Annotated in this window: 21 protein-coding genes; 4 read left to right on the top strand and 17 right to left on the bottom strand. The window is 40.8% G+C overall.

The window, feature by feature from the left end; translation table 11 throughout:
• Positions 1–18 precede the first annotated feature (18 nt).
• Complete coding sequence (locus tag PLA12_04305) at positions 19–1107, bottom strand: LptF/LptG family permease (protein ID HOQ31720.1); 1089 nt, start codon at positions 1105–1107, stop codon at positions 19–21.
• The gene (locus PLA12_04310; protein HOQ31721.1) at positions 1104–2228 is read right to left on the bottom strand and encodes an LptF/LptG family permease; all 1125 of its coding nucleotides are present in this window, start codon (positions 2226–2228) and stop codon (positions 1104–1106) included. The genes PLA12_04305 and PLA12_04310 overlap by 4 nt, the downstream gene beginning before the upstream one ends.
• A gap of 112 nt (positions 2229–2340) precedes the next feature.
• Between PLA12_04310 and mutY the strand changes: the two genes are divergently transcribed.
• Positions 2341–3426, top strand: coding sequence for an A/G-specific adenine glycosylase (gene mutY / locus PLA12_04315; GenBank protein ID HOQ31722.1), 1086 nt, complete (start codon positions 2341–2343; stop codon positions 3424–3426).
• A gap of 38 nt (positions 3427–3464) precedes the next feature.
• Here the strand turns inward: mutY and PLA12_04320 are convergent, their stop codons facing one another.
• The 3 genes from PLA12_04320 to rpmB form a co-directional block, all read right to left on the bottom strand.
• Positions 3465–4997, bottom strand: a complete 1533-nt coding sequence (locus PLA12_04320; GenBank protein HOQ31723.1) for a YifB family Mg chelatase-like AAA ATPase — start codon at positions 4995–4997, stop codon at positions 3465–3467.
• A 118-nt stretch (positions 4998–5115) separates the two neighbouring features.
• Entirely contained in the window at positions 5116–6432 is a 1317-nt protein-coding gene (locus tag PLA12_04325) for a hypothetical protein (protein ID HOQ31724.1), read from the bottom strand.
• A gap of 146 nt (positions 6433–6578) precedes the next feature.
• Positions 6579–6854 carry a 50S ribosomal protein L28 gene (gene rpmB / locus PLA12_04330; protein ID HOQ31725.1) on the bottom strand — a complete coding sequence of 92 codons (276 nt, stop codon included), beginning with the start codon at positions 6852–6854 and terminating at the stop codon, positions 6579–6581.
• Positions 6855–7012: 158 nt separating this feature from the next.
• Here rpmB and PLA12_04335 point away from each other — a divergent pair, with 158 nt between their 5' ends.
• Both PLA12_04335 and rlmN read left to right on the top strand, forming a co-directional pair.
• A complete protein-coding gene (locus tag PLA12_04335) occupies positions 7013–7882 on the top strand; it encodes a hypothetical protein (GenBank protein ID HOQ31726.1) in 870 nt (289 codons plus the stop codon).
• A gap of 31 nt (positions 7883–7913) precedes the next feature.
• A complete protein-coding gene (gene rlmN / locus PLA12_04340; protein HOQ31727.1) occupies positions 7914–8945 on the top strand; it encodes a 23S rRNA (adenine(2503)-C(2))-methyltransferase RlmN in 1032 nt (343 codons plus the stop codon).
• Between the two features lie 45 nt (positions 8946–8990).
• Here rlmN and PLA12_04345 read toward each other — a convergent pair whose 3' ends face one another.
• The 12 genes from PLA12_04345 to rpsB form a co-directional block, all read right to left on the bottom strand.
• On the bottom strand, positions 8991–11606 hold the full coding sequence (locus PLA12_04345; GenBank protein HOQ31728.1) for an FAD-dependent oxidoreductase: 2616 nt from the start codon (positions 11604–11606) through the stop codon (positions 8991–8993).
• A 218-nt stretch (positions 11607–11824) separates the two neighbouring features.
• Positions 11825–12016, bottom strand: coding sequence for a hypothetical protein (locus PLA12_04350; protein ID HOQ31729.1), 192 nt, complete (start codon positions 12014–12016; stop codon positions 11825–11827).
• A gap of 61 nt (positions 12017–12077) precedes the next feature.
• Positions 12078–12758, bottom strand: a complete 681-nt coding sequence (locus PLA12_04355; GenBank protein ID HOQ31730.1) for an ABC transporter ATP-binding protein — start codon at positions 12756–12758, stop codon at positions 12078–12080.
• Positions 12751–14004, bottom strand: coding sequence for a lipoprotein-releasing ABC transporter permease subunit (locus tag PLA12_04360; protein HOQ31731.1), 1254 nt, complete (start codon positions 14002–14004; stop codon positions 12751–12753). Before PLA12_04360 ends, PLA12_04355 begins: the two co-directional genes overlap by 8 nt.
• 18 nt (positions 14005–14022) lie before the next feature.
• The gene (gene lysS, locus PLA12_04365) at positions 14023–15534 is read right to left on the bottom strand and encodes a lysine--tRNA ligase (protein ID HOQ31732.1); all 1512 of its coding nucleotides are present in this window, start codon (positions 15532–15534) and stop codon (positions 14023–14025) included.
• 2 nt (positions 15535–15536) lie between these two features.
• The gene (gene prfB / locus PLA12_04370; protein HOQ31733.1) at positions 15537–16652 is read right to left on the bottom strand and encodes a peptide chain release factor 2; all 1116 of its coding nucleotides are present in this window, start codon (positions 16650–16652) and stop codon (positions 15537–15539) included.
• Positions 16653–16687: 35 nt separating this feature from the next.
• A complete protein-coding gene (locus tag PLA12_04375) occupies positions 16688–17494 on the bottom strand; it encodes a phosphatidate cytidylyltransferase (protein ID HOQ31734.1) in 807 nt (268 codons plus the stop codon).
• A 20-nt stretch (positions 17495–17514) separates the two neighbouring features.
• Positions 17515–18294 (bottom strand): isoprenyl transferase, encoded by a 780-nt coding sequence (locus tag PLA12_04380; protein HOQ31735.1) that lies wholly within the window; start codon positions 18292–18294, stop codon positions 17515–17517.
• A 65-nt stretch (positions 18295–18359) separates the two neighbouring features.
• On the bottom strand, positions 18360–18917 hold the full coding sequence (frr, locus tag PLA12_04385; protein HOQ31736.1) for a ribosome recycling factor: 558 nt from the start codon (positions 18915–18917) through the stop codon (positions 18360–18362).
• 3 nt (positions 18918–18920) lie between these two features.
• On the bottom strand, positions 18921–19640 hold the full coding sequence (gene pyrH, locus PLA12_04390) for a UMP kinase (GenBank protein ID HOQ31737.1): 720 nt from the start codon (positions 19638–19640) through the stop codon (positions 18921–18923).
• Between the two features lie 3 nt (positions 19641–19643).
• The gene (gene tsf / locus PLA12_04395) at positions 19644–20318 is read right to left on the bottom strand and encodes a translation elongation factor Ts (GenBank protein ID HOQ31738.1); all 675 of its coding nucleotides are present in this window, start codon (positions 20316–20318) and stop codon (positions 19644–19646) included.
• Between the two features lie 27 nt (positions 20319–20345).
• Complete coding sequence (gene rpsB, locus PLA12_04400; GenBank protein ID HOQ31739.1) at positions 20346–21224, bottom strand: 30S ribosomal protein S2; 879 nt, start codon at positions 21222–21224, stop codon at positions 20346–20348.
• A gap of 255 nt (positions 21225–21479) precedes the next feature.
• On the opposite strand from rpsB, the gene PLA12_04405 reads away from it, so the two are divergent.
• On the top strand, positions 21480–23307 hold a 1828-nt coding region (locus tag PLA12_04405; protein HOQ31740.1), incomplete at its 3' end, for a PhoPQ-activated protein PqaA family protein.

The following is a 23307-nucleotide window of genomic DNA, read 5'->3' on the forward strand; positions in this document are numbered from 1 at the left end:
CTGACTTTAATTTTATGTCTATGTTGGTGTTCGTTTCCAAATCAAAAGAGATAGTATCAGAAATAAGATATTGGCTCCCCACGCACTTATCATAGGTGGCAAAGTCTGGAGATACCCCAAACCCGTAAATAGGACGAAACAAAGCATATAACACAAAGCAGAGATGGCTGTTATTCCGAAACTTAATATAAATCCGCCTCGTTTCCATAATACAGACAAAGGTAAAGCAAGCAATAACATAATAAAAACGCTGGCAGGTCGGGCTATTCGTGCATTCCAATCCACCTCGTATTTATAAGTAGGTATTCCAAAGAAACGGGCGCGTTTAATCTCTTCATAAAACTGTTTCCATGTTTTCAGTTCTTGTGGTAAATCAAGGGCAAACAATGTTTCGGGGGATTCTGTAAATGGAGCCGGTATTTGTGTAATACGAATTACCTCCTGTTCCATATCTTTCTTCGGGAAAAGAATAAACTGGCGACCCTCTTCAATGAACCATTTCTTCTGTTTCTTATCCCACCAGATATACCGTGCCCGTATTTCGTCAATGCGGTCTTCCTGAATACGATGAATTACCACATCCCTGCCTGTCATAGCTTCCCGATTGAACCGTAATATATGACAGGTCCAATTCCCACTCAGATTCGTCCAGCTCACCCCGGAACGCGTGTCTCCCAGATGGTATGAGAAATACATCTTTTCCAGATTACGAAATTGTTCCGCACACCATACACCCATAGTATCTTCCACAAAAAAACTGCCTATTGCAATAAATAACCCCGCAAGAAATACACTGGTTGTAATCCTTAATAGAGGAATTCCTCCCGAAAGTAATGCAGATATTTCCCCTTCCTGAGTACTTTTACCCCAGACTAAAAAAGTCGTTAGCATAATTCCCGCAGAAAGGAAATGATATTGCAAAAAGATTTTTGGCAGAGATAACAGATAATATTGGGCAATAATCATAAAAGGTACATTATACTTTTGCACAGATTCCTGTCGAGTGGTAAAAAAATCAACAATAATATATAAAAAGGCAAGAGCAATCAATACTCTCAAAAAGGTCTTGAGCCACCACGACAGGTAATATTTGTCTATCGTTTTCATAATCGGTCTGCCTTTATCAAAAGGAATAAGCCCAATCCACCAATAAGAATATTAGGTAATTGCTGAACGATACATTTCACATATAAAGGCATAAGCCCACCTCCTCCTACTGCTTTATAAAGGAGGAAATACATCCCAACGATTAAGAAACCTGAGGAAAAGGCGTATGTTGTGCCGGCTCCCCGCATACGCACACCTATCGGCGATGCAATTAATCCTAATGCCAGACACATCAGCGGGAAAGAGAATCGTTCTGCAATTTCACCCCGATATTTTTTCACATCGGACAGAAGCGGCAACCCTTTAGTTCGTTCATACTCTTGGGAAATGCGACGGTGTTCCGCTAATAATTCACGGATAGACATACCTGTTCGAAGTCGAATTGTTTCCATAGGCTGAAGAGGGGGAATTGTTTTCTCCAATCGCTGAAAACTTCCACGAACAACCTGATTATTTTGTTCTTGCGACTCTATCCAGAAGCCATTTAGCATTTCCAGCACATTCTCATCTTTCCCTTTCCGCCAACGTGCTTTTTCTGCATAAAAAGCAACCATTTTCCCTTCATCACCGGGTTGTAATACCACAATATCCTGCAATTCGCCATCTTTCGTTCGTCCCCGAATATATACCCGCAATTTACCATATTCATACATCCTGCCTGTGGGAATTAAATCTAAAGACATACGCAAAGGAAGGTCCATGCGGGCTAACTTCATAAATTGACGAAAAGCCCACGGTTGAGCAATGTCCTGAACAACAAAACAAAGGATACTCAAGACTAATGACAACATCACCGCAGGCATTGCTATTCGGCGCATAGAAATACCCCCGGCTGTCATAGCAATTATTTCCCGATACCGACTCATGCGGTCAAACATTAACATTAAACCGAATAAGAAGGTAATCGGGATAATCATCCCTACCATCATCGGAAGAGCATACAAGGACATCCAGAGAAAATCTGTCAATTGAAGTGGAGCCACAGGAAATTCATCCAACAACTCTTTTATCTGTTGCTGGAGTATTCCACTTATCATCAGAACTGCAACCGCAGAAAAAGCAATAAACATCGGCGGAATAATCTGCCGAAGTATATATCGGTCAATCCGTGTTATAATCATAACCTCATCACTATAAAAAAGTCGTCATTTAATATAAGAAACTTATATTTTAATCAATACAGATAAACAAACGGTATTTTTAATCTTACCTCTTTTGTCTCAATTTTTAATTATGGATGTAAACTTAACCTGGATAAAGGAAATACGAAAGCGAGTTCTTCGCTGGTATTCCCAATTTGCAAGACCTCTGCCCTGGCGAGGCACAACAGACCCTTATAAGATATGGCTGTGCGAGATTATATTACAACAGACACGCATTGAACAGGGAACCGATTATTATTTCCGTTTTCTTGAAAATTTTCCCACCTTACAAAATCTGGCTTTAGCCGATGAAAGCAAAGTATTAAAAGTCTGGGAAGGGCTTGGTTATTATACCCGTGCTCGCAATCTATTAAAAACGGCACAAATTATCTATCATCAATACGAAGGACACTTTCCACAGACTTATGAGGAATTATTAGAATTGCCGGGAATAGGTCCTTATACTGCATCGGCAATAGGTAGCATTTGTTTTAATCTTCCTGTTCCAACCCTGGATGGAAATGTCCGCCGTGTGCTTTCGCGTCTGTTTGAGATACAAGACAAACTTAACTCAACATCTTTTTGTAAAACGACCCAACAATTAGCGGAAAAGATGATTTCCCTAAAATATCCTGGTAATTTTAATCAAGGAATGATGGATATCGGCTCAATCATCTGCACACCTACAAATCCTAATTGCACAGAGTGTCCTTTGAAAAATTTCTGTCTTGCCTACCAGCACGGAACACAAACCCGTTTCCCTGTAAAAGAGAAAATCCGTTCCGTGCCAATTCTCCATTGGGCTGTAGGTATAATAATAAATCAAGACAAAATTTTACTTACCTATGAAGTAACTCGTAATTTTTTGAAAAATCTTTATGCATTGCCCACTGTGGACATTACAGATATAAAAATTAAACACACCCCTAAAAATATATCTGCCCTATTAAACAAGAAATTAAATATCTCTACAACTTCAGAATGGGAGTTTTTATTCCAATTCATCCGAAAATATTCTCACCGCACTATATATTTTTATGTATATAAGACCCGATGGAAAATCCGATTGAAAAAGGATATTTTGCGCCCTTACCAATGGGTCCCACGGAAAGAAATTCATCAATACCCATTTTCCCGTGCCTATTCCGAAATCATCCAGAAAATAAAGGATGTGTAAAAATTTTTGGATACCCCATTATATAATGGTTATTCTTATTAAATAGCCTTTAGGTCAATGGAGCGGTATTGAATGGCTTCTGCGATATGGATATCTTGTATATCTTCGGAGTTGTCAAGGTCAGCAATAGTTCTTGCCATCCGCAATATCTTGTCATAAGCCCGAGCACTTAACCCGAGATGTTCAATTGCTTGCAGAAGTAATTGCTGGGGGGTATCGTTTAGTTTGCAAAAACGCCGTATTTGTTTTGTATCAAGGTGAGCATTAAGTAACGTTGTTTTACCATAACGATGTTGTTGCCGATTGCGGGCTTCCTGCACCTGATTTCGCATATCCGCACTGCTGGGTCCAACAGATTGATTTTGTGATAACTCATGGAAAGGCAAAGCAGGTACTTCAATATGCATATCGATACGGTCTAATAAAGGACCCGAGATTCGATTGATATATCTCTGTATTTCACCAATAGAACAGCGACATACGCGTTTGGGGTCTGTCCTGCAACCACAGGGACAGGGGTTCATGGCAGATACAAGCATAAAACGACTGGGAAGCGTTACCGCATAATGAGCACGCCGTATATGCACAAATCCCTCTTCTAAGGGTTGTCTCAATACCTCCAATGTTGCCCGATTAAACTCTGGAAGTTCATCTAAAAATAACACTCCATTATGGGCTAAACTGACCTCACCCGGCTGGAAATTGGCTCCTCCTCCAACCATGGCAACGGTGGAAACAGTATGATGAGGAGAACGAAACGGTCTTGTAGTTATCAGCGAAGAATTTTGTCCTTTCCGCGAAACGACACTATAAATTTGTGTAGTTTCAAGGGACTCTTCAAAACTCATTTCAGGCAGAATACCCGGGATACGCGAAGCCAGCATCGTTTTCCCTGTTCCGGGTGGACCTATCATCAGCACATTATGCCCACCAGCCGAAGCAATGGTTAAAGCACGTTTTACATGAGCCTGCCCCTTTACATCCTCAAAATCCAGAGCCGCATGTTGTTTGTTATGAAACAATTCTTGATAATTTGTCCGATATGAAGTATAAGCAGAAGGCTCATTCAGATATCGGAACGCATCTTGTAAACTTTTTATTGGTATAACATCTATATCATGCACCAACCCTGCTTCCTCCGCATTAACTTCAGGCACAAGGATAGCACTAAAACCATTTTTGCGAGCTAAAATGGCCATAGATAAGGTGCCAGGGACATGGCGAACAGAACCATCTAACGCCAGTTCCCCTACAATTAATACCTTTTCTAATTTTACACGAACCATACCTTGTTCCCCCGCCAAAATAATCCCCAAAGCAATAGGCAAATCTAAATAACTCCCTTCCTTGCGAATATCCGCTGGTGCTAAATTTACAACCACATGTCCTCGGGGTGAGCGAAATCCAGAGTTGCGTAATGCTGACGCCACACGCTCCCTGCTTTCTTTCACTGCGGTATCCGCTAATCCCACTACCTCTGTTTTATTTTCCCCATGTCCTATATCCACCTCTACAGCCAAAGGGAACGCCTCTATTCCTAATATATGTGCTGATTGAACCCTCGCAAGCATGAAATCGCCCTATTGTTTTTTGTTTTAAATTATTACAACAAGAAATTCATATCCTTCTATGAAAAAGATAGCTCTTTCAAGAGGTATTATATCATTCTAAATAATCTTAACAATCAAATCATATCGTTAAGTCATCTCTCAGTTTCAAATATTGGTAATGATAGATTATAGGCACGGAGATTAAGAACAAAAGGATATAGTAAATAGCAAAAGAGACCTCTACCCAATTTGACCAGGGTCCCGTAATTAACTGGGCTATAAAATTCTGAATGAGTAAAACTGCCCATATTATCCAGGAATATTTCGGAAAAGGATTTTTTTCAAACTGGGGCTCATTCGATGCTCGTCTTACATAGGAAACGATGACGATTATTCCTATAACAATTATTGGAATAAAAACAAGCCATAACAAATTACTCCAATATTCCTCATTTCCTAAATAGATATTTGCCCAGCCTTTTATTCCATTTCGCAAAGATAGGGCAATGGCTAAAAATACCGTCAGGAACAAGGTCATGCGTTCCGTAGCGGGCTTTACTTTTATTACATTATTTGACATAGAAGAATGTAAAGGTTGATTGGTCAGGAAATATGCGATACCGTATGCAAAACCGAGACTAATTCCACCGGAGGTTTCCCAGCAACGCCACCAGTTAAATGGGTATCCTTCCCAAATGCCTTGCGCCCATTTCCAGTTTTGTAATAATGCCCAACCAACACCGTTTATAATGCCTACGGTCAAAATCAAAGTGATATTTCTTTTATCTTTCCGAAGAACTTCCCCTGTTAGAATACCCAAGTAAAGCCCTAAATGAGTAATTGCAGCACGATTATCACTAATCAAGCGACGCAAATTCGGATTGTTTTGTAAATCCATATACCGTTCTTTCATTGTGCTATATAAAGGAAGAAATAAATTCGGAAAATTATCAAAAAGGAGCCTCGCAACCACAATCCCACCGATAGCACATAGTATCCTTACAATCCAATCTTTCTTCGTAATTTCCCTTTCACAACTTGCCCAAGCAAGAAAACATGCGCCCAATCCCGCCCAGGGAATACCCGAGATAAATTGCCAGATAAATCCATAGTAACGAGGTATGGAAACATATTCGCCTGCGGAATAATGGGTATACATTCTCCCTTCAAAAAAAGAAGCCCATTGCATCCAACCCCTTGCCCCGGCAATTGCAATACCGAGTGTCATTGCCATAAGCGCAAATGCGTTAGAATAAGGTCGGACAGATAAACGCTGGGGGTCGTAAGAAAGAAACCACCATGCAGTTCCTAAGGTAATCCCTGCAAATAGACAACCATTGGAACCTCCAAACCCGGAACAACCACGAACCGCCCAGGTCATTCCTCCCAATACAACAAACAAAAGAGTAGGAAATATCAATTCGTGAAAATAATAATGCGTTTTGGAGATATTCATAATTAATACCTTTCTTTTAAATCATTGCAGAAGTAACATCGGCTACTTTGGCAAGTATATGATTTAAAACAAAAGAAGGGCAACTCAATAAGTATTGAGTTGCCCTGAAAACTACGCCTAACAGAACAATATCTTCTGTCGGATTGCTATTTTGCCTCTTTCTTAACTGCAGATAATCTTTGAATACCGCGAGGTGCTTTTACAAATTTGCCTGCACGGATATAACGAGCACATACACGGATACGACGAACCCTTCCGTTTTCATCAATAACACGGATTTTCTGCAGGTTCGGTTTCCATCTGCGTTTTGTGATACCGGTAACATTTTGTCCGATACCACCCTTTTTCTTCGCTTTACCTCTTCGGATTATCGAATTTCCGACAATAGGTTTCTTTCCACTGTATTCACATACAAAAGCCATGGGAACATCCCTTATTTTAAGTGTTATCTTACATTCGAAAAAGAGATTATACTATTGTTATAATAAAGAATTAAACAAGGGTTAATATTATACCAATTTTAATTGTTAAAAGCAACTGACCTACCTGTTAATACAAAATAAGGTAAAACCCCTAAAAAATGAAATCTAAAAATTACCGATATTACAGTCGGCTCGTTTTATATTCAATGTTATTTCTTTTCCCTCTGGGATGGCTTTCCTGTGCCCATTGGGGAACTTCTTTACAACGGGGAAAAATTGCAGGTACAGAACCTCAAGTAGAAGAAATTTTAAACGATTTAAGTAAGAATGACCAATCCATACATACATTAAAAGGGAGAGGAACTTTTATCCTAAAAACTCCCCAGTTAGATACGATATATCAACTTCATCAGAGTGATGTTTCTTTTCGTATGCCCGATTATCTCTATGTCATTGGGAGAAAATATACCGCTACTGTGTTGCGAATGACCTGCTATAAAGATGAAGCCTTGATAGAACTCCCTACGGAAAGACAATTTTATTATCAACGCGGAGGAGAATACTTTAAATCATCGGATACCCGTGTTACGCCATTAGATATTTTCAGCGAAACATTTTTCCCCGAAACATGGGAAAAACTTCCCCGTTCCAAAATTCTGTTAAAATCTTTTGACACGGAACACCAAAAAGCAATCCTTGAAATCTATAACGACAAACAACACAAACAACTCCTTCGTAGAATTGAAGTGCAGGGGACACCCTGGGTTCTGGTATATAGCGAACGATATTCAAAACAGGGAGTACTGATTGCAAAAAGTAGCCGCGAAAATTATAAAGTAACACCCGAAGGGATTCGTTTCCCGGAAATAATCCATTGTGAGTTTCCTTGTGAACATGCCTTTATGACCATTAAACTAAACCGCTGTTCTATTAATGTCGCTATTGATGAGCCCAAAATCGGGCTATCGCAACAAAAACAAAAACTGCTACATTCGGGGTATGTTCCCGTAGATATAGAAAACCCATAATATAGGGGTGCAAATTCAGGAGTATAAAAGAATGGAAGAAATACTTATCACACGACTATTTCCAGAAGAAATATCCGAGCAACTCGGACTTGAACCTTTTCGGGGGCGACAAATCTTCCGATGGACACATGAAAAACATGTGTTCGATATCCAAAAAATGACCGATTTATCTAAGGATTTACGAAATGCCTTGGAAAAGAAAGCCCTATTCTGTCAAACGGAGATTGTCCATATTCAAGAGAGTACCCAATCGGGAACAAAAAAGGTTCTCTTTCGTTTAAGAGACAACCAAACCATCGAATCCGTAATAATTCCCCATCGGCGTCGCGTAACTTTTTGCCTTTCTACACAGGTTGGCTGTCCACTCAAATGCGCCTTTTGTGCTACAGGCAAAGCGGGTTTTAAGAGAAACTTAAATGCCGGTGAGATTGTGGAACAGGCATTGCACCTCCTTTCGTTAATAGATTTGGGCAATCGCACACCCAATATCGTTTATATGGGAATGGGGGAACCCTTCTGGAATTATGATGAACTCGTCCGTAGTATAAAACTCATTATGCATCCATTAGGCGTAAATATCGGTGCCCGAAAAATCACCGTATCCACCGCCGGCGATATTAAAGGCATCGTAAAGTTTGCCGACGAAAACTGGCAGGTGCGATTAAGCATTTCCTTGCATGCGGCGAATGATACCCTTCGTTCCCGTCTTGTTCCCCTCAATCGAAAATATCCTCTCGATAAACTGGCAGAAGCACTCCATCAATACCAACAAAAAACAGACCGTATGATAACCTTTGAATATGTATTGTTAAGCGGTGTGAACGATTCACTAAAACATGCACAAGAATTATTCGATTACGCCAAACAATTTAAATGCACCGTAAACCTTATTCCATGGAACCCTGTGTCAGACATACCTTTCTCACCTCCTGCTCAAGAAACATGTAACTCATTCCTTGAATTTCTAACTCAAAACGGACTTAATGCAACCCTGCGACAAGAACGCGGTCAGGACATTCAAGCCGCTTGCGGACAATTACGGAGAATTTTCCCTGATTCCTAAATATAACCTTAGCCACCATTTCCATAAAAAAGGTGTCGATACATTTTAATCTGCTTCGATTTCTTTTCTTGGGGCAATGCGAACATAGATAGCATCATGCAATATCTCAAAGGAAGCAGGTAAATAGCCAGGAACTTCACCATCCACATCAAGCAATACTTCCCCTGCGGTGTGAGCCGGTGTAGCAACAACCTTTTGTGCCTTGAATATTTTTATTTCAGGATGGGTCAAATGGGTTCCCTGATAAACCTTGTTCACATTTAACAATAATTCAAAAGTGGAGATACCCGGAATCACAATTACATCAAACCAGCCATCATTAATTTCAGAATTGGGAGAAACTTTCATTCCACTACCAAAATATTTACCATTACATACCGCCACCGTTTTTATATCCAGCACATCATCAAACTGATTGTCAATCTTCAAACGAACCGATTTGTTTCGATAAGTCAACAATGCCTGCAACATACCTAAAAAGAAAGCCAATTTCCCGCTGTATTGTTTTAGCCAGACATAACGGTTAACGGCACGGTCTGTTGCTCCACTCAATCCAAAACTTGCAATATTCACAAAATATCGCGATACCTCTTCCCCCTGAAGATTAACAAATTTCATCTTTCCTAAATCTAAGGGATAAACAGAGGTCTCCGCCAAATGTTCGATTTGCTGGTCAATATCATAAGGCCAGCCTAAAGTCCGTGAGAAATCCCTACCTGTGCCCGTGCTGATAATTGCAAATACGGCTTCGGGATTTATCCGTTTATCATCCTTGAAAAAGCCATTTACAACCTCATTAATCGTCCCATCTCCACCTACAGCTATGATTTGCTCATATCCTTCGGTCAGTGCCTCACGGGCAAGGATAGTCCCATGTCCTTGTTTTTCCGTAAACGCAACCTTAACAGGACCAATAGCATGATGTATTTTTTTCTCTATATTAGGCCATATCTTCCCTGTCATATTTCCCCATGCTTTCGGATTTACAATGACAAAAGTGCGTGCCCACGAAACGAATTGCACTCGGGATTTGTTCTTCTCAGAATCACAAACTGTTTCCTGCCATGCCAATTCATGGGACATCAAATCTATCGTTTTACGGAGCACATCTTCACCAGGGTCTCCTAAATTCCCCATATTGGTGCGGCGAAATAAAACATCGTTAAGGTGTCGTGCCATTTCTTCACGCACTGCATATACAACTTGAGCCCCGATTTCTTTTCTTGTATTCGACAAAGGTTCTCCTAATTGGGGGTCTATAAGTGCCAACTCAAGGACTTTATGTATTTCCGTCCCGTAATTATGTGCTAGATTTTCAATAATCTCCGGCGGAAAATCAGCATATTGTTTCTTTACCTCATCAAGAAACTCGTTAAAGACATGAAAGTCAACTCCATGAACCGGCGTTAGGTCGGTTTTACAAGGAGGAGGGGTTGCTCCTAATTTTTCGAATACTTTATTCACAACACGCTCGGCTAAATGTCGTGAAGTTGTCCATTTCCCTCCTACGGCGGTTATTAATCCATCGCAAGCATCTTGAGCATGGTCAAAAACTTCCGCAGACCTGCTTGCATTATAGGAATTAAATTCTTCTTCTGTTTCCTGTGGGTCTTTTTCAACTATCGGACGTAAACCGGCATAAAAGAAAAGCACATCCCCACGCCTCAGATTTGCCCCTTCAAATCCTCGATTAATCATTGATAAAAATTCCACCAGTTCCCGTTCACTCACATGCACATTATCCGGGTCCCCCTGATATATCGTATCCGTTGTCCCTAAAAGTGAATAACCTTGCCACGGCAGAACAAAGAAATGTGTCCCTTTACCGGGCATGGCAATAGCATATTTTGTCGTTAATGGTTTTGTTAATATATGAATCCCTTTAGAACGGATGATTTTCCGTGCAGGCTCTTTTTCTGTAGCAATCGCAATAAGACGGTCCGCCCAAGGTCCTGTTGCATTCACAATAACCTTGCCTTTTATTTGTGTTTCTCTACCATCATCCCGATTTTTAATCTTCACTCCTACAATACGAGTTTTATCCCGTAAAAACCCAACAACCTCTGTATAATTTAAAACCACAGCCCCTTGAGTTATACTTTGCTTCAAACAAGCCCATGCTAAACGCTCTGGCGAATACATCTGATAATCATGAAACAAAAGAGCATCGTTAAAATTCATCTCTTCTAAACGCGGTTCTATCGCCAGAATATCCTGCCTCGAAACGCGTTTATGAGGCGGAATAAACTTATTCGGGTCGCTCAATCGGTTGCGGTCATAAGACAACCAGTCATACGCTTTCAAACCCAGTGAATACATAAGCCGTTCCCGAAACTTCTTATTACCATGTATCGGTAGAATAAAAGGCAATGAATTGACAAGATGGGGGGCTATTTGTGACCAGATTCTTCGCTCTTTTAAGGATTCTCGCACCAAACCAATTTCAAGATTCATCAAATAGCGAAGTCCACCATGAATAAGTTTCGAAGAAGCACCACTCGTAGCACTGGCAAAATCCTTCCGCTCTAACAATGCTACTTTCAATCCACGCAATGTAGCATCCCTCGCAACACACGCACCGACAATTCCTCCTCCAATCACAATTAAATCAAACTCTTCAGACGCCAACCGTTCCCACATCTGCTCCCATAAAAAAGTCATATTCTAATAACCTTCCCAAAAATGGATTTTTATTTCTTTTTATTATTTTGTCCGTTTACGATGCTCTCTTGCAAACTATTTATTCAAAACCCCCATGATAATTTTTCTTATTTTGTTCGGATTCGGGAAAACCGAGGAAGATGTTGTTTCAAATGATAACCTATATTACATAGATAACAGATTAATATTCTTAATATTCCCTTCACTCATCTGTCCCATCACCCCCTATCAGTCCCACCTATCTCATCTATCCCATCACCCCCTATCAGTCCCATCTGTCTCATCTGTCCCATCACCCCTATCAGTCCCATCTGTCTCATCTGTCCCATCACCCCTATCAGTCCCATCTGTCTCATCTGTCCCATTTGTCCCATCTGTCCCAGAACACCCCAAAAGTAACCATCTTTCACTTCTCTTCGTGTGATTTGTAGTTCTAATTATAGAGAAAAAAATCCAGGCTAAAAACCAAAATTACTTCCGAATATGTGCTTGCCCCTCGTGCAAATAAACCCAATGGTGGGCTTTTTGTGCAAGACTTTCATCATGCGTAACAATGACAATAGTAATTTTATCTTCCTCATGTAATTTCCATAATAAATCAATAACCCCTGCACTTGTTTCTTCATCCAGATTGCCTGTAGGTTCATCGGTAAGAACCACTCGTGGGGAATTAAATAAAGCACGGGCAATAGCCACTCGTTGTTGTTCTCCTCCACTTAATTCACCGGGTTTATGCGTCATTCGTTCCTGAAGTCCTACTTTGTATAATAATTCCTCCGCACGAGGAATACACTCTTTTTTACTTTTCCCTTTACACAAGGCGGGCATCATAACATTTTCTAAAGCGGTAAACTCAGGGAGCAAATGATAGAATTGAAAAACGAAACCAATATCTTTATTCCGCAACTGATTAATTTCATTTCTTGATAATTTCAGTATATCCTTCCCGCTAATAAATATCTTTCCTTCGGTGGGAGAATCCAATGTTCCCATAATATGTAATAATGTGCTTTTTCCTACGCCCGAGGGGCCACTGATAGCCATAATCTTTCCTTCCGGCACTTCAAAATTGACCCCACGAAGGATATGTAGCATGCGTGAGCCATCATAGAATTTTTTATGGATATTTTCACAAATAATGACATTATTCATATCGTATTGCATCCACCGGGTTAACCCTCGCTGCACTATATGCAGGATATAAGGTTGAAAGAAATGTTAGCAGAACCGCAGAAATGGCTATGCACATAATATCAAAGGGAACAATCGCTACGGGTATCCCTTCAAAATAATAAATGGTGCTATTAAATAAATCCCAACCAAGTAGTTTGGCGATAAATTGAGCTATTGGATTGATATTCCATGCAAGAACAATACCTATACATAATCCTATGATTGTGCCAATAACGCCAATAAACAATCCCTGAAGTATAAAAGTTAATAATATAGAATTGGTGCTAGCTCCTAAAGTGCGAAGGATACCGATATCCCGTCGTTTTTCCATAACAATCATAATTAATGTGCTGGTAATGTTAAATGCGGCCACAAGAATAATGAACGCCAAAATGATAAACATGGCTAATTTTTCTTGCCGTAAAGCATCAAAAAACGCCTGCTGGTCTTCATACCATGTTTTTGTATTGTAATTTAGATTTTCACGAATGCGCCTCGCTACAGTATCCGCAAGGAAAGGATTGGTTAGTTTTACATGGATGGCATCTACTCCCTTCTCCCCTGTGAGCATATATGCAGTAGGCAGGTCTACAAAGGCGTACACCTCATCAAACTCCGACATTCGTGCATGGGATATACCACTTACCGTAAGCCAGAGTTGTGAACCTAACTGCCTCCCTAAAAAGGGACGAATAATTGCACGGGCTGTTACTATCTGTATTTGCGAGCCTAATCGTGCAGAAATGCGATTTGCTAATCGGTAACCCAAAACGATTTCTTTTTCTTGGGGAAGTTTCCCTTTCCCAAAAAGACGCCCCCCTTCATTGGTCAAATTTTTTGCGAGGTCTGTTACTTTACTTTCCCGTTCCGGGTCCACACCTAAAATAAGCCCACCGGTCGTGTATTCTTCATTTTTGAATAATGCCTCTACCTGAACCACTGGACCACTGGCAACAATTTCCGGACATAATGTTTCTATCTCTTTTATAACTCTTTCGTAGTCCTTTATTTTTCCGCCTATGTCATAAATACTCAAGTGGGACCGATTGCCGATAATAGTTTCCCGCAGGGCAATATCAAAACCTGTCATAACACTCATGACGATAATCAGCGTTATAACACCGACACTCACCCCAGCGATGGAAATAATCGAAATAAGACTGATAAAGCGGTTCCTCCGCTTACTTCTCAAATATCGCAGGGCTACAAAGGTTTCAAATTTCAAGGGAAACTTCCTATATATCTAATCTATAAGTTTTCTAAGTAAAGGAAACAGAATTACATCGCGAATAGATGACGAGTTTGTGCAAAGCATCGCAAGACGGTCTATTCCGATACCCAATCCTGCTGTTGGAGGCATACCTACTTCCAATGCCGTCAAAAAATCCTCATCGAGATATTGGGCTTCATCGTCCCCGGCTTCACGCAGGCGAACTTGTTCCATGAACCGTTCCCGCTGGTCCAAGGGGTCGTTCAATTCCGAAAAAGCATTGCATACTTCCAGTCCACCAATAAATAATTGGTACCGTTCCGTCAAGGCCGGGTTATCACGCTTCTTTTTGGCCAACGGGGATATTTCAATCGGGTAGTCATAAAGGAAAGTCGGCTGAATGAGATGCGGTTTCACTTTAACAGACATTACCTCATCTACTATTTTCCCATAACCCATCTCAGGTCGAATTTCCACTCCTACTCCTTCTGCTAACTGTCGGGCTTCTTCGCGGTCCCGTGTTGCTTCCAGATTAATACCTGCAAATTGACGAATAGCTTCGTGCAGAGGAATACGCTTCCATGGACGGGTTAGTGAAATTTCCTGCTCTTGATAGGTAAAATTCTCTGCACCGATAATCGTAGTCATTACCGTATAGAATAAATCTTCGGTTTCTTCCATCAGCCCTAAATAATCCTGATACGCTTCATAGAGCTCCATTATCGTAAATTCAGGATTGTGCTTTGTATCCACACCTTCATTACGGAAACAACGGTTAATCTCAAATACCCGTTCAAACCCGCCTACAATGAGCCGCTTCAAATAAAGTTCCGGAGCAATGCGTAAATACAAATCGGTGTCGTATGCGTTATGATGTGTAATAAATGGCCGTGCTGTGGCTCCTCCCGGTATGGGATGAAGCATAGGCGTTTCAACCTCTAAAAAATTGCGTTCTTTTAAGTAAGTGCGGATGGCATCTATCATTTGTGTTCGTTTGCGAAAGACTTCCATTACTTCGGGATTGGCTACGAGGTCAAGGTATCGCTGTCGGTAACGCGTCTCCACATCCGTTAGACCGTGAAACTTTTCCGGTAATGAGCGTAAGGACTTTGTTAAAATCTGAAACTCCTTCACAAATAGAGTGATTTCTCCTCGTTTTGTTCTCCGAACAGAACCTACAACACCGATAAAATCGCCCAAATCAAAATCTTTTAAGGTCTCGTATTTGTCTTCCCCTACTTGTTTTTCACCGAAGAACAATTGTATACGACCGCTTTCATCACGCAAGTCCATAAATGTGCTCTTCCCTTGTTCCCGTCGTGCAGTAATGCGACCTGCTAAAGTGGCAGGAACTCCCTCCTGTGCTTGTTCAGGCTGTTCCTGCTCTAATTTTTCAAATTGTTCTCGAATTTTTGAAACGGTAGCACTTCGTTGAAAGATATATTTGTAGGGGTTATCTCCGCGTTCACGGAAGTGGTTCATTTTGCGAATACGATTTTCGCGCAGTTCCTGTAAAGTGGAGTGTTCTTTAAATTGTTCATCCATAGTTAGATTCCTACACCTTTCTTTTCTAAGTTCCATTTTAAGTATGCTTCTACAAATAAATCCAAATCTCCATCCAGCACCCTATCTACATTGCTGGTTTCCGCACCTGTCCGATGGTCTTTAACCAGTTGATAAGGTTGCAGGATATAACTTCGAATCTGATTGCCCCAGGCAACTTCTGTTTGTCCTTCTCTTTGGGCAAATACTTCCGCTTCCTTTCTTTTCATCTCAATGTCATACAATTTTGCTTTGAGCATTTGTAGTGCGGTGGCACGATTCCGATGTTGCGAACGCTCTATCTGGCAGGTAACCACAAAACCAGTAGGCAAATGCGTCAGCCGAACGGCGGAACTGGTTTTATTTACTTTTTGTCCTCCTGCTCCACTGGAACGGAAAGTATCCATCTTTATATCTTCTTCGCGAATTTCTATCTTTATATCTTCATCTACTTCAGAAAGCACTTCAATCGCCGTAAAAGAAGTATGCCGTCTCTTATTCGCATCAAATGGAGATATGCGAACAAGACGATGCACTCCACTTTCGGACTTTAATAAGCCATAGGCATAAAGTCCCGATACCCGTAAAGTGGCACTCTTGATACCGGCTTCTTCTCCCGGCTGATAATCCACCAATTCAACAGTAAACCCTTTCTCTTCACAATAGCGTGTAATCATGCGATAAAGCATTTGTGCCCAATCGCAGGATTCCGTTCCACCAGCCCCTGGATGAAAACTAACAATAGCAGGTTTGGTATCACGCGGGTCTATAAAAAGGCTCTTAATTTCTAATTGATGAACTTCTTTTTCTAGCCTATCCTTCAATTGTTGTATTTCCGATTGAAGGGATATATCCGCTTCTTCATCAGCCATGCGAACGAATGTCTCCGCATCTTCTAATTCTTTTTGAAGTGTTTCTGGGGCTTCAATGGCGGCTTTCAGGTTTTTAATTTCCTGCAAAACTTTTTGTGCTTGTTCCGGGTCATTCCAGAAATCTGGGGCTTCCATACTTCGTTCCAATTTTGCAATCCGCTCTTGTATCCCTTCCACATTCAAACAGGTATGGAGTTCTGCCAATCGCTGTTTTAAGTTTTCTATCGCTTGTATTTCTAACTCATACATAAAAAATTCAACAACCCTCCATCGTTAAAACGATGTCATAAAAATTTTAGCAAATAAAAGAAAAACGGAAAGGCAAATAACATTCCATCGCAACGGTCAAGAACACCCCCATGTCCCGGGAAAATAGTTCCCGAGTCTTTAATACCGGCTTCCCGTTTCCATCGTGATTCTAATAAATCGCCGAATTGGCTTAATATAGCAAGTATTATACCCCATTTGAAATAAAAAACGACACCCTGAACCGGCAAAAATTGTGTAAAAATAGCCTCATGCAATAACCATAGGATAAAAGTCCCAACAACACTGAACACAATTCCACCGATACTTCCTTCCCATGTTTTGTTAGGGCTAATCTCCGGAGCAAGGGCATGTTTCCCTAAAAGTTTTCCTACACAATACGCACCCGAATCGCATAAAGCCACTGCTGTAATAAATAAGGTTATTAGTCCGGGACCTTCAGGTGCTTTGTGAAGGATTAAAAGATGAGAGGGAACCCAACCAAAATAGAACAGTCCAAAGAATGCATGAACAAATTTGTTGATTGAAGTTGTCCTGTTAAAGGTGTATATAATGGCCAAAAGTCCGAAAGAAAGGATAAAAAACAGGTGAATTACAATAAGAGCATGTGATATCCCTGTTAATACAGCAAGAGGAACAAGTCCTAAGGTTGTAATGCTGAGAATATTTCTATTTGCAGGTTCCACAATACGAAAGTATTCCCAAACAGCAATTGTAGTAAGACAAGCAATAAAAAATCCAAAAAGAATATACAAGCCCGGCACCCAGAGAAGGATGGCGGTCAGTATAACTAAAATACTTCCTGTAATAACACGCTGAAGCATAGGGGCCTTCCTCTTTATAGTCAGATATTAAATTCTGAGGAATGAGGTTCTGTTCCCTCCAAACGGGAACCAAATCGTCTCTCTCTTTGCTGGTAATGAATTATGGCTTCCCAGAGATGTTTCCGCCGAAAATCAGGCCAGAGAACCGGCAAAAAGACCATTTCCGCATAGGATAATTGCCACAACATAAAATTACTAACCCGTTGTTCCCCACTGGTGCGGATTAGCAAATCAACATCGGGAAATTCCGAAACATACAGATATTGATTAAAAAGACTTTCTGTAATTTCCTCCGGTAATAATTCCCCTTTTCGTGCTTTTTCTGCCATCAATTTTGCACAACGAAGGATTTCCTGCCTCCCTCCATAATTCAACCCGACTACTACTGTCATATCTCTATTATCTTTGGTTTGTTCAAGACAATATTCAAGGTCCTGCACCGCAGTCGGAGGTAATTCTCTCCATTCCCCCATAAACAACACGCGAATACCGTGTTTTTTTATCTCATCAATTTCCCTTCGGATATATTTGCTCATTAATTGGAAAAGGGAATTTACCTCCTCTTCAGGACGAGACCAATTCTCTGTGGAAAAAGCATACAGAGAAAGGCACGGAATTCCTAATTCACGGCAACCTTTTAATACTTCCCGCACCCCTTCTGCTCCTGCTTCGTGTCCTTCGGTTGTCTTCTTCCCATGGCGTTTCGCCCAACGACCGTTCCCATCCATAATAACCGCAATATGTCGGGGCAACCGTTCTACATCTACTCTGGGGTCTAAGTCCGCAGGAAGTTTTCGCATGGATATAAAACCTGATTTGAATGTTGAGACAATATTCGTAAAATTGTCAAAAGATAAATAAATGTTCAGCCTTCCATTATATCTTTTTCTTTGGCTTTAAGAACCTGGTCTATTTTTTCTATATGTTTATCTGTGAGTTTCTGGACTTCATCCGAAAGGCGGTGGAGGTCATCTTCCGTTATCTTTCCATCTTTCTGCTCTTTTTTCAAGGTTTCCAAAACATGACGGCGAATATTTCGAACAGCAACACGGGCTTCTTCCGCCATTTTATTGGCAACTTTAGTAAGTTCTTTACGACGCTCTTCGCTTAGAGGAGGGATAGGGATACGAATTAATCTTCCATCGTTTGATGGATTTACCCCAAGGGGTGAAGCCATAATTGCTTTTTCAACAGCACCAATAAGCGATTTATCCCAGAGGTCAATAACAATAAGATGCGAATCCGGTACCGTTATATTCCCTAATTGATTAATTTTCATTTTACTACCATACGCATCTACATGAACGACATCTAACAAATTAGGTGTCGCTCTTCCTGTGCGAAAGCCCGAAAGTTCTTGTTGTAAACTTTCTACACTTTTATCCATCTTCTGTTCGGCTTCTTTAATAAGTGGGTGTGACATAGGTTAATCTCCCTTGACTATAGTTCCAATAGAGTTGCCACAAACCGCATTAACAATACAGTTTTTTTCTAAGAAAGAGAATACCAAAATAGGGATGTGTTTTTCACGACAAATAGATATGGCTGCGGCATCCATTACCTTTAAGTCCTGTGAAAGAACTTGTTGATATGTGAGATGGTCATATTTTTTGGCTGTAGAATCTTTTTCAGGGTCGGCAGAATAGACCCCATCTACACGGGTTGCTTTCATTAATATATCCGCATCTATTTCGCTGGCACGCAGTGCCGCCGCCGTATCGGTTGTGAGAAAAGGATTGCCTGTTCCCGCAGCAAAAATTACAATCCGCCCTTTTTCTAAATGTCTCAAAGCACGGCGTCTTATATAAGGTTCTGCCACGGGCCGCATTTCTATAGCACTGAGCACTCGTGTCTCAATTCCATACTTTTCCAATGCTGATTGAAGGGCAAGAGCATTTATTACCGTAGCAAGCATCCCCATATAATCTGCTGTAGCACGGTCTACACCGGAAGCCTTGGACCATTGGTTCCCACGGAGGATATTTCCACCCCCCACGACCAATCCTATCTGAATACCAGTCTGATAAGCGGATACAATTTCCTCACAAAGATGACTTAATGCTTTCGAGCCTATGTTTTCCCCTTCCGAGGATACGGCGTTTCCACTGAGTTTTAATAATACCCGTTTGTAGATAGGAGTGTTCACTCTTTATGCCTCTTTATTGGCGGATTTCGCTAATTCTGCGGCTACTTCCTCTGCAAAATTCGTTTGTTTCTTTTCAATACCTTCACCAAGAACCCAACGGACGAAGCGTCGGATTTCTATCTTCTCACCACATTTAGCGGTTAATTCACCTAATAAATCTTTTATCTTTTTGCCATCATGCTCCGGCTTCACGGAAACTTGTTCTAATAAGCAGACTTCTTCAAACCACTTGTTTAATTTGCCTTCGGCTATTTTTTCACAAACATTCTGCGGTTTGCCTGTGTCCATAGCCTGTTTTACATATAATTGCTTCTCTTCTTCCAACGCTTCCGCAGGGATGTCCTCTTTGGCAATCCATTTGGGTGCGGAAGAACAAATTTGTAAGCAAATATCTTTTACGAAGGTTTGAAATTCTGCACCGCGAGCCACAAAGTCAGTCTCGGAGTTTACCTCTACAAGCACTCCAATCTTTCCGCCCATGTGGACATAAGAAGCAATACAGCCTTCCGCCGCCACACGATTTGCCCGTGATGCCGCTTTCATAATTCCGCGTTCACGCAACCATTTTACCGCTTTATCCATATCACCACCGCACTCCATAAGTGCCTTCTTACAATCCATCATGGGTGCATTGGTTTGTTCTCTTAATTTTTTTACATCACTCGCACTAATACTCATTTATTATTCTCCTGTATCTTTTAATAATTAATTTTCTTTAACTGAAGATGCTTCTTGTTGGGTTTCTTCGATTTCCTCGGAAGATATACTTTCCTCATCAGCATCATTCTCTTCCATATCTTCCTCAGAAACGGTTTCCATAGGTTTTATCTCTTCATCCGTTACACGCTTAACTCTTCGAGAAATAGGTCTAACCTTTGTTTGAGTGGCTGGACCTTTCTCCTGAACATTCTTACCCTCTAATACAGCATCCGCAATTACTTTGCAATAAAGGGATACGGCGCGTATTGCATCATCATTGCCCGGAATTGGTAGAGAAACAGCATCCGGGTCCGCGTTGGTATCCACAATACCAATACACGGGATATTTAATCGTGCCGATTCACGCACGGCTATTTCCTCATGATTGGTATCCACAACAAAAACAATATCCGGGATTTCTGTCATATTAACAATACCACAGAGATTTTTCTCCAATTTGGCAATACGCTTTCTTAATTGAATACCTTCCTTTTTGCCGTATTGGTCAATCTTGCCCGTTTCTTCTAAATCTTTCAATCGAAGCAATTCGGAAATACTGCTTCGGATAGTGCGGAAATTGGTCAATGTTCCACCTAACCAACGACTATTTACATAAAACATTCCACAGCGTTCCGCTTCGCGTTTAATGGCTTCCTGTGCTTGCCGTTTCGTGCCGACAAAAAGAACCGTTCCACCATTGGCAACTGTTTCACGAACCAGAGCATACGCCTTAAATAATTGTTTTAGGGTATGCTTCAGGTCAATAATGTAAATACCATTCTTTTCGCCATAAATGAACCGTGCCATTTTAGGGTTCCAACGGCGAGTTTGATGACCAAAATGTGCTCCTACTTCGAGCAATTCACGAGGGGTTACAACTGACATACTTATATCCTTATCTGTTTGGGTTAAACCTTGGAGCCCGCTGGAACTCATATTTCTGAGCACCCAAAACAAAGGCGAGAGGCTCCTGTGTTTTTATAAAAATCTCACAAAGAGAAAAAATTATAACAAATTAATATCCCTCATATCAAACATAAGGAACTAAAAATTGACTTTGTGTGTTTAAGTTCATAGTATAATTATTTATGGATATAAAATTGAATAAATTTAAATAATCTAACATAAAGGTTTTCACCGATGCGTAAAAGTTGTCTTAAAAATTTTCTATTAATTGCGATTTTTTCATCACTCCTTTCCTTCTATATCTATGCAGGTCCTTTAGAAGATTATGTAAATTTGCCCGATTCTTCTTACACATATACAATTACCACTACAGAATCAAGTTTTACTCATACTTATTATGTTGTTGACCTTACATCCCAAACATGGCGAAATTCCTCAGAAGTAAACCGAACATTGTGGAAACATTGGCTCACGATTATTGTTCCTACAAGCATTACAAAAACAAAGGGGTTATTAATTATTTCTGGCGGTAATAATGGTTCTTCGGCTACTAACCTTCGGGATTATGCTCAATATATCGCATTATTAACAGGTGCCCCTGTTGCACTGCTTGAACAAGTCCCCAACCAACCTCTCCTTTTTGCGGGAGAAAGTTCCAGCCGCACAGAGGACGAAATAATAGCCTATTCTTTTGACAAATACTTACAAACCTATAACGAAGGTAACCCCGACCCATATTGGCCTGTTCTATTGCCTATGGTCAAAAGTGCTGTGCGTGCTATGGATACTATTCAGGAAATTGTTCTTAATAATCATTCAAAAACTATCAACGGCTTCGTTGTTGGAGGTGCTTCCAAACGGGGTTGGACAACATGGCTAACAGGAGCCGTCGATTCGCGGGTCATTGCTATTGTTCCGATTGTTATTGATGTCCTAAAAATGGATATTCAGATGGACCATCAATATAAATGCTATGGCTTTTTCTCAGAGACATTAACCCCTTACAATGAATTACATATCTTTGAACGGATGAGTACACCAGGAGGATATGCACTCAGGCAAATTGTAGACCCATACTCTTATTTAAGCAATTATACAATGCCCAAATACATTATCAACGCATGTGGAGATGAATTCTTCCTCCCGGACTCCTCACGGTTTTATTACCACGAACTTCCCGGCGAATGTCGTCTTAAATATACTCCCAATGTGGGACATAGTATGGGTGATTCGTTTGATTTATCTACTGTTTATCCACTAATAACCTATTTTAATTCTGTTGCGACCGGAGGTAGCCGTCCCAATTATTCCTGGCAATTCTTACCCGATGGAAGTATTCAGGTACAGGTGTCAACAAATCCAACTTCTGTGAAATTATGGGAGGCTGTAAATCCAACGGCTCGTGATTTTCGTTATTACGACGGAACAGGTCCAACATGGACATCTACCAATTTAAGTGAAACATCTCCCGGCTCAAAAACATATCTTGCAACAGTTACTCCTCCTACTTCAGGCTGGAAAGTATACATGGTAGAAATCAACTTCTCCAATGGTTCTTATGTTTTCACCACAGATATTGGCATTACTCCTTACATGAGACCCTATGATGACCTTGATGGAGACGGTTGGATGGACCCGGAAGATACCGATGACGACTGTGACCTGATACCTGATGAAAATGACCTATATCCCTGGGATACGGACAACGATGGGACACCGAATTATCTGGATGATACCCCGGGAATTTGTTTGGTTGAAGTGCCGTATGTAGTCGGTTTACCTGAAGCAGAAGCGACAACAGACATTCTGGGAACAGGCTTGTTCGTTGGAAATATAACATATATATGTGATAATACTTTCCCTGCTGGTGTGGTAGTAAATCAAGAACCAACAGCAGGAACAGAAGTTGAACCCGGAACTTCAGTTGATTTGTGGATTTCCACAGGACCCTGCCCACCAGAAGGTGAAGGAACAGCAGAAGGAATAATCGAAGGGGAGGGCGTCGTTGAAGGTACACCCGAAGGGGAAGGTATTATCGAAGGCGAAGGTGTCGTCGAAGGTA

Origin of the sequence: Candidatus Hydrogenedens sp., assembly GCA_035378955.1 — a bacterium.
GTDB lineage: Bacteria > Hydrogenedentota > Hydrogenedentia > Hydrogenedentales > Hydrogenedentaceae > Hydrogenedens.

What these genes read in the sequence shown, in the direction of transcription:
- PLA12_04305 (HOQ31720.1), bottom strand. Translation starts at nt 1,107, where the DNA reads ATGAAAACGATAGACAAATATTACCTGTCGTGGTGGCTCAAGACCTTT.
- PLA12_04310 (HOQ31721.1), bottom strand. Translation starts at nt 2,228, where the DNA reads ATGATTATAACACGGATTGACCGATATATACTTCGGCAGATTATTCCG.
- mutY (HOQ31722.1), top strand. Translation starts at nt 2,341, where the DNA reads ATGGATGTAAACTTAACCTGGATAAAGGAAATACGAAAGCGAGTTCTT.
- PLA12_04320 (HOQ31723.1), bottom strand. Translation starts at nt 4,997, where the DNA reads ATGCTTGCGAGGGTTCAATCAGCACATATATTAGGAATAGAGGCGTTC.
- PLA12_04325 (HOQ31724.1), bottom strand. Translation starts at nt 6,432, where the DNA reads ATGAATATCTCCAAAACGCATTATTATTTTCACGAATTGATATTTCCT.
- rpmB (HOQ31725.1), bottom strand. Translation starts at nt 6,854, where the DNA reads ATGGCTTTTGTATGTGAATACAGTGGAAAGAAACCTATTGTCGGAAAT.
- PLA12_04335 (HOQ31726.1), top strand. Translation starts at nt 7,013, where the DNA reads ATGAAATCTAAAAATTACCGATATTACAGTCGGCTCGTTTTATATTCA.
- rlmN (HOQ31727.1), top strand. Translation starts at nt 7,914, where the DNA reads ATGGAAGAAATACTTATCACACGACTATTTCCAGAAGAAATATCCGAG.
- PLA12_04345 (HOQ31728.1), bottom strand. Translation starts at nt 11,606, where the DNA reads ATGACTTTTTTATGGGAGCAGATGTGGGAACGGTTGGCGTCTGAAGAG.
- PLA12_04355 (HOQ31730.1), bottom strand. Translation starts at nt 12,758, where the DNA reads ATGAATAATGTCATTATTTGTGAAAATATCCATAAAAAATTCTATGAT.
- lysS (HOQ31732.1), bottom strand. Translation starts at nt 15,534, where the DNA reads ATGGATGAACAATTTAAAGAACACTCCACTTTACAGGAACTGCGCGAA.
- prfB (HOQ31733.1), bottom strand. Translation starts at nt 16,652, where the DNA reads ATGTATGAGTTAGAAATACAAGCGATAGAAAACTTAAAACAGCGATTG.
- PLA12_04375 (HOQ31734.1), bottom strand. Translation starts at nt 17,494, where the DNA reads ATGCTTCAGCGTGTTATTACAGGAAGTATTTTAGTTATACTGACCGCC.
- PLA12_04380 (HOQ31735.1), bottom strand. Translation starts at nt 18,294, where the DNA reads ATGCGAAAACTTCCTGCGGACTTAGACCCCAGAGTAGATGTAGAACGG.
- frr (HOQ31736.1), bottom strand. Translation starts at nt 18,917, where the DNA reads ATGTCACACCCACTTATTAAAGAAGCCGAACAGAAGATGGATAAAAGT.
- tsf (HOQ31738.1), bottom strand. Translation starts at nt 20,318, where the DNA reads ATGAGTATTAGTGCGAGTGATGTAAAAAAATTAAGAGAACAAACCAAT.
- rpsB (HOQ31739.1), bottom strand. Translation starts at nt 21,224, where the DNA reads ATGTCAGTTGTAACCCCTCGTGAATTGCTCGAAGTAGGAGCACATTTT.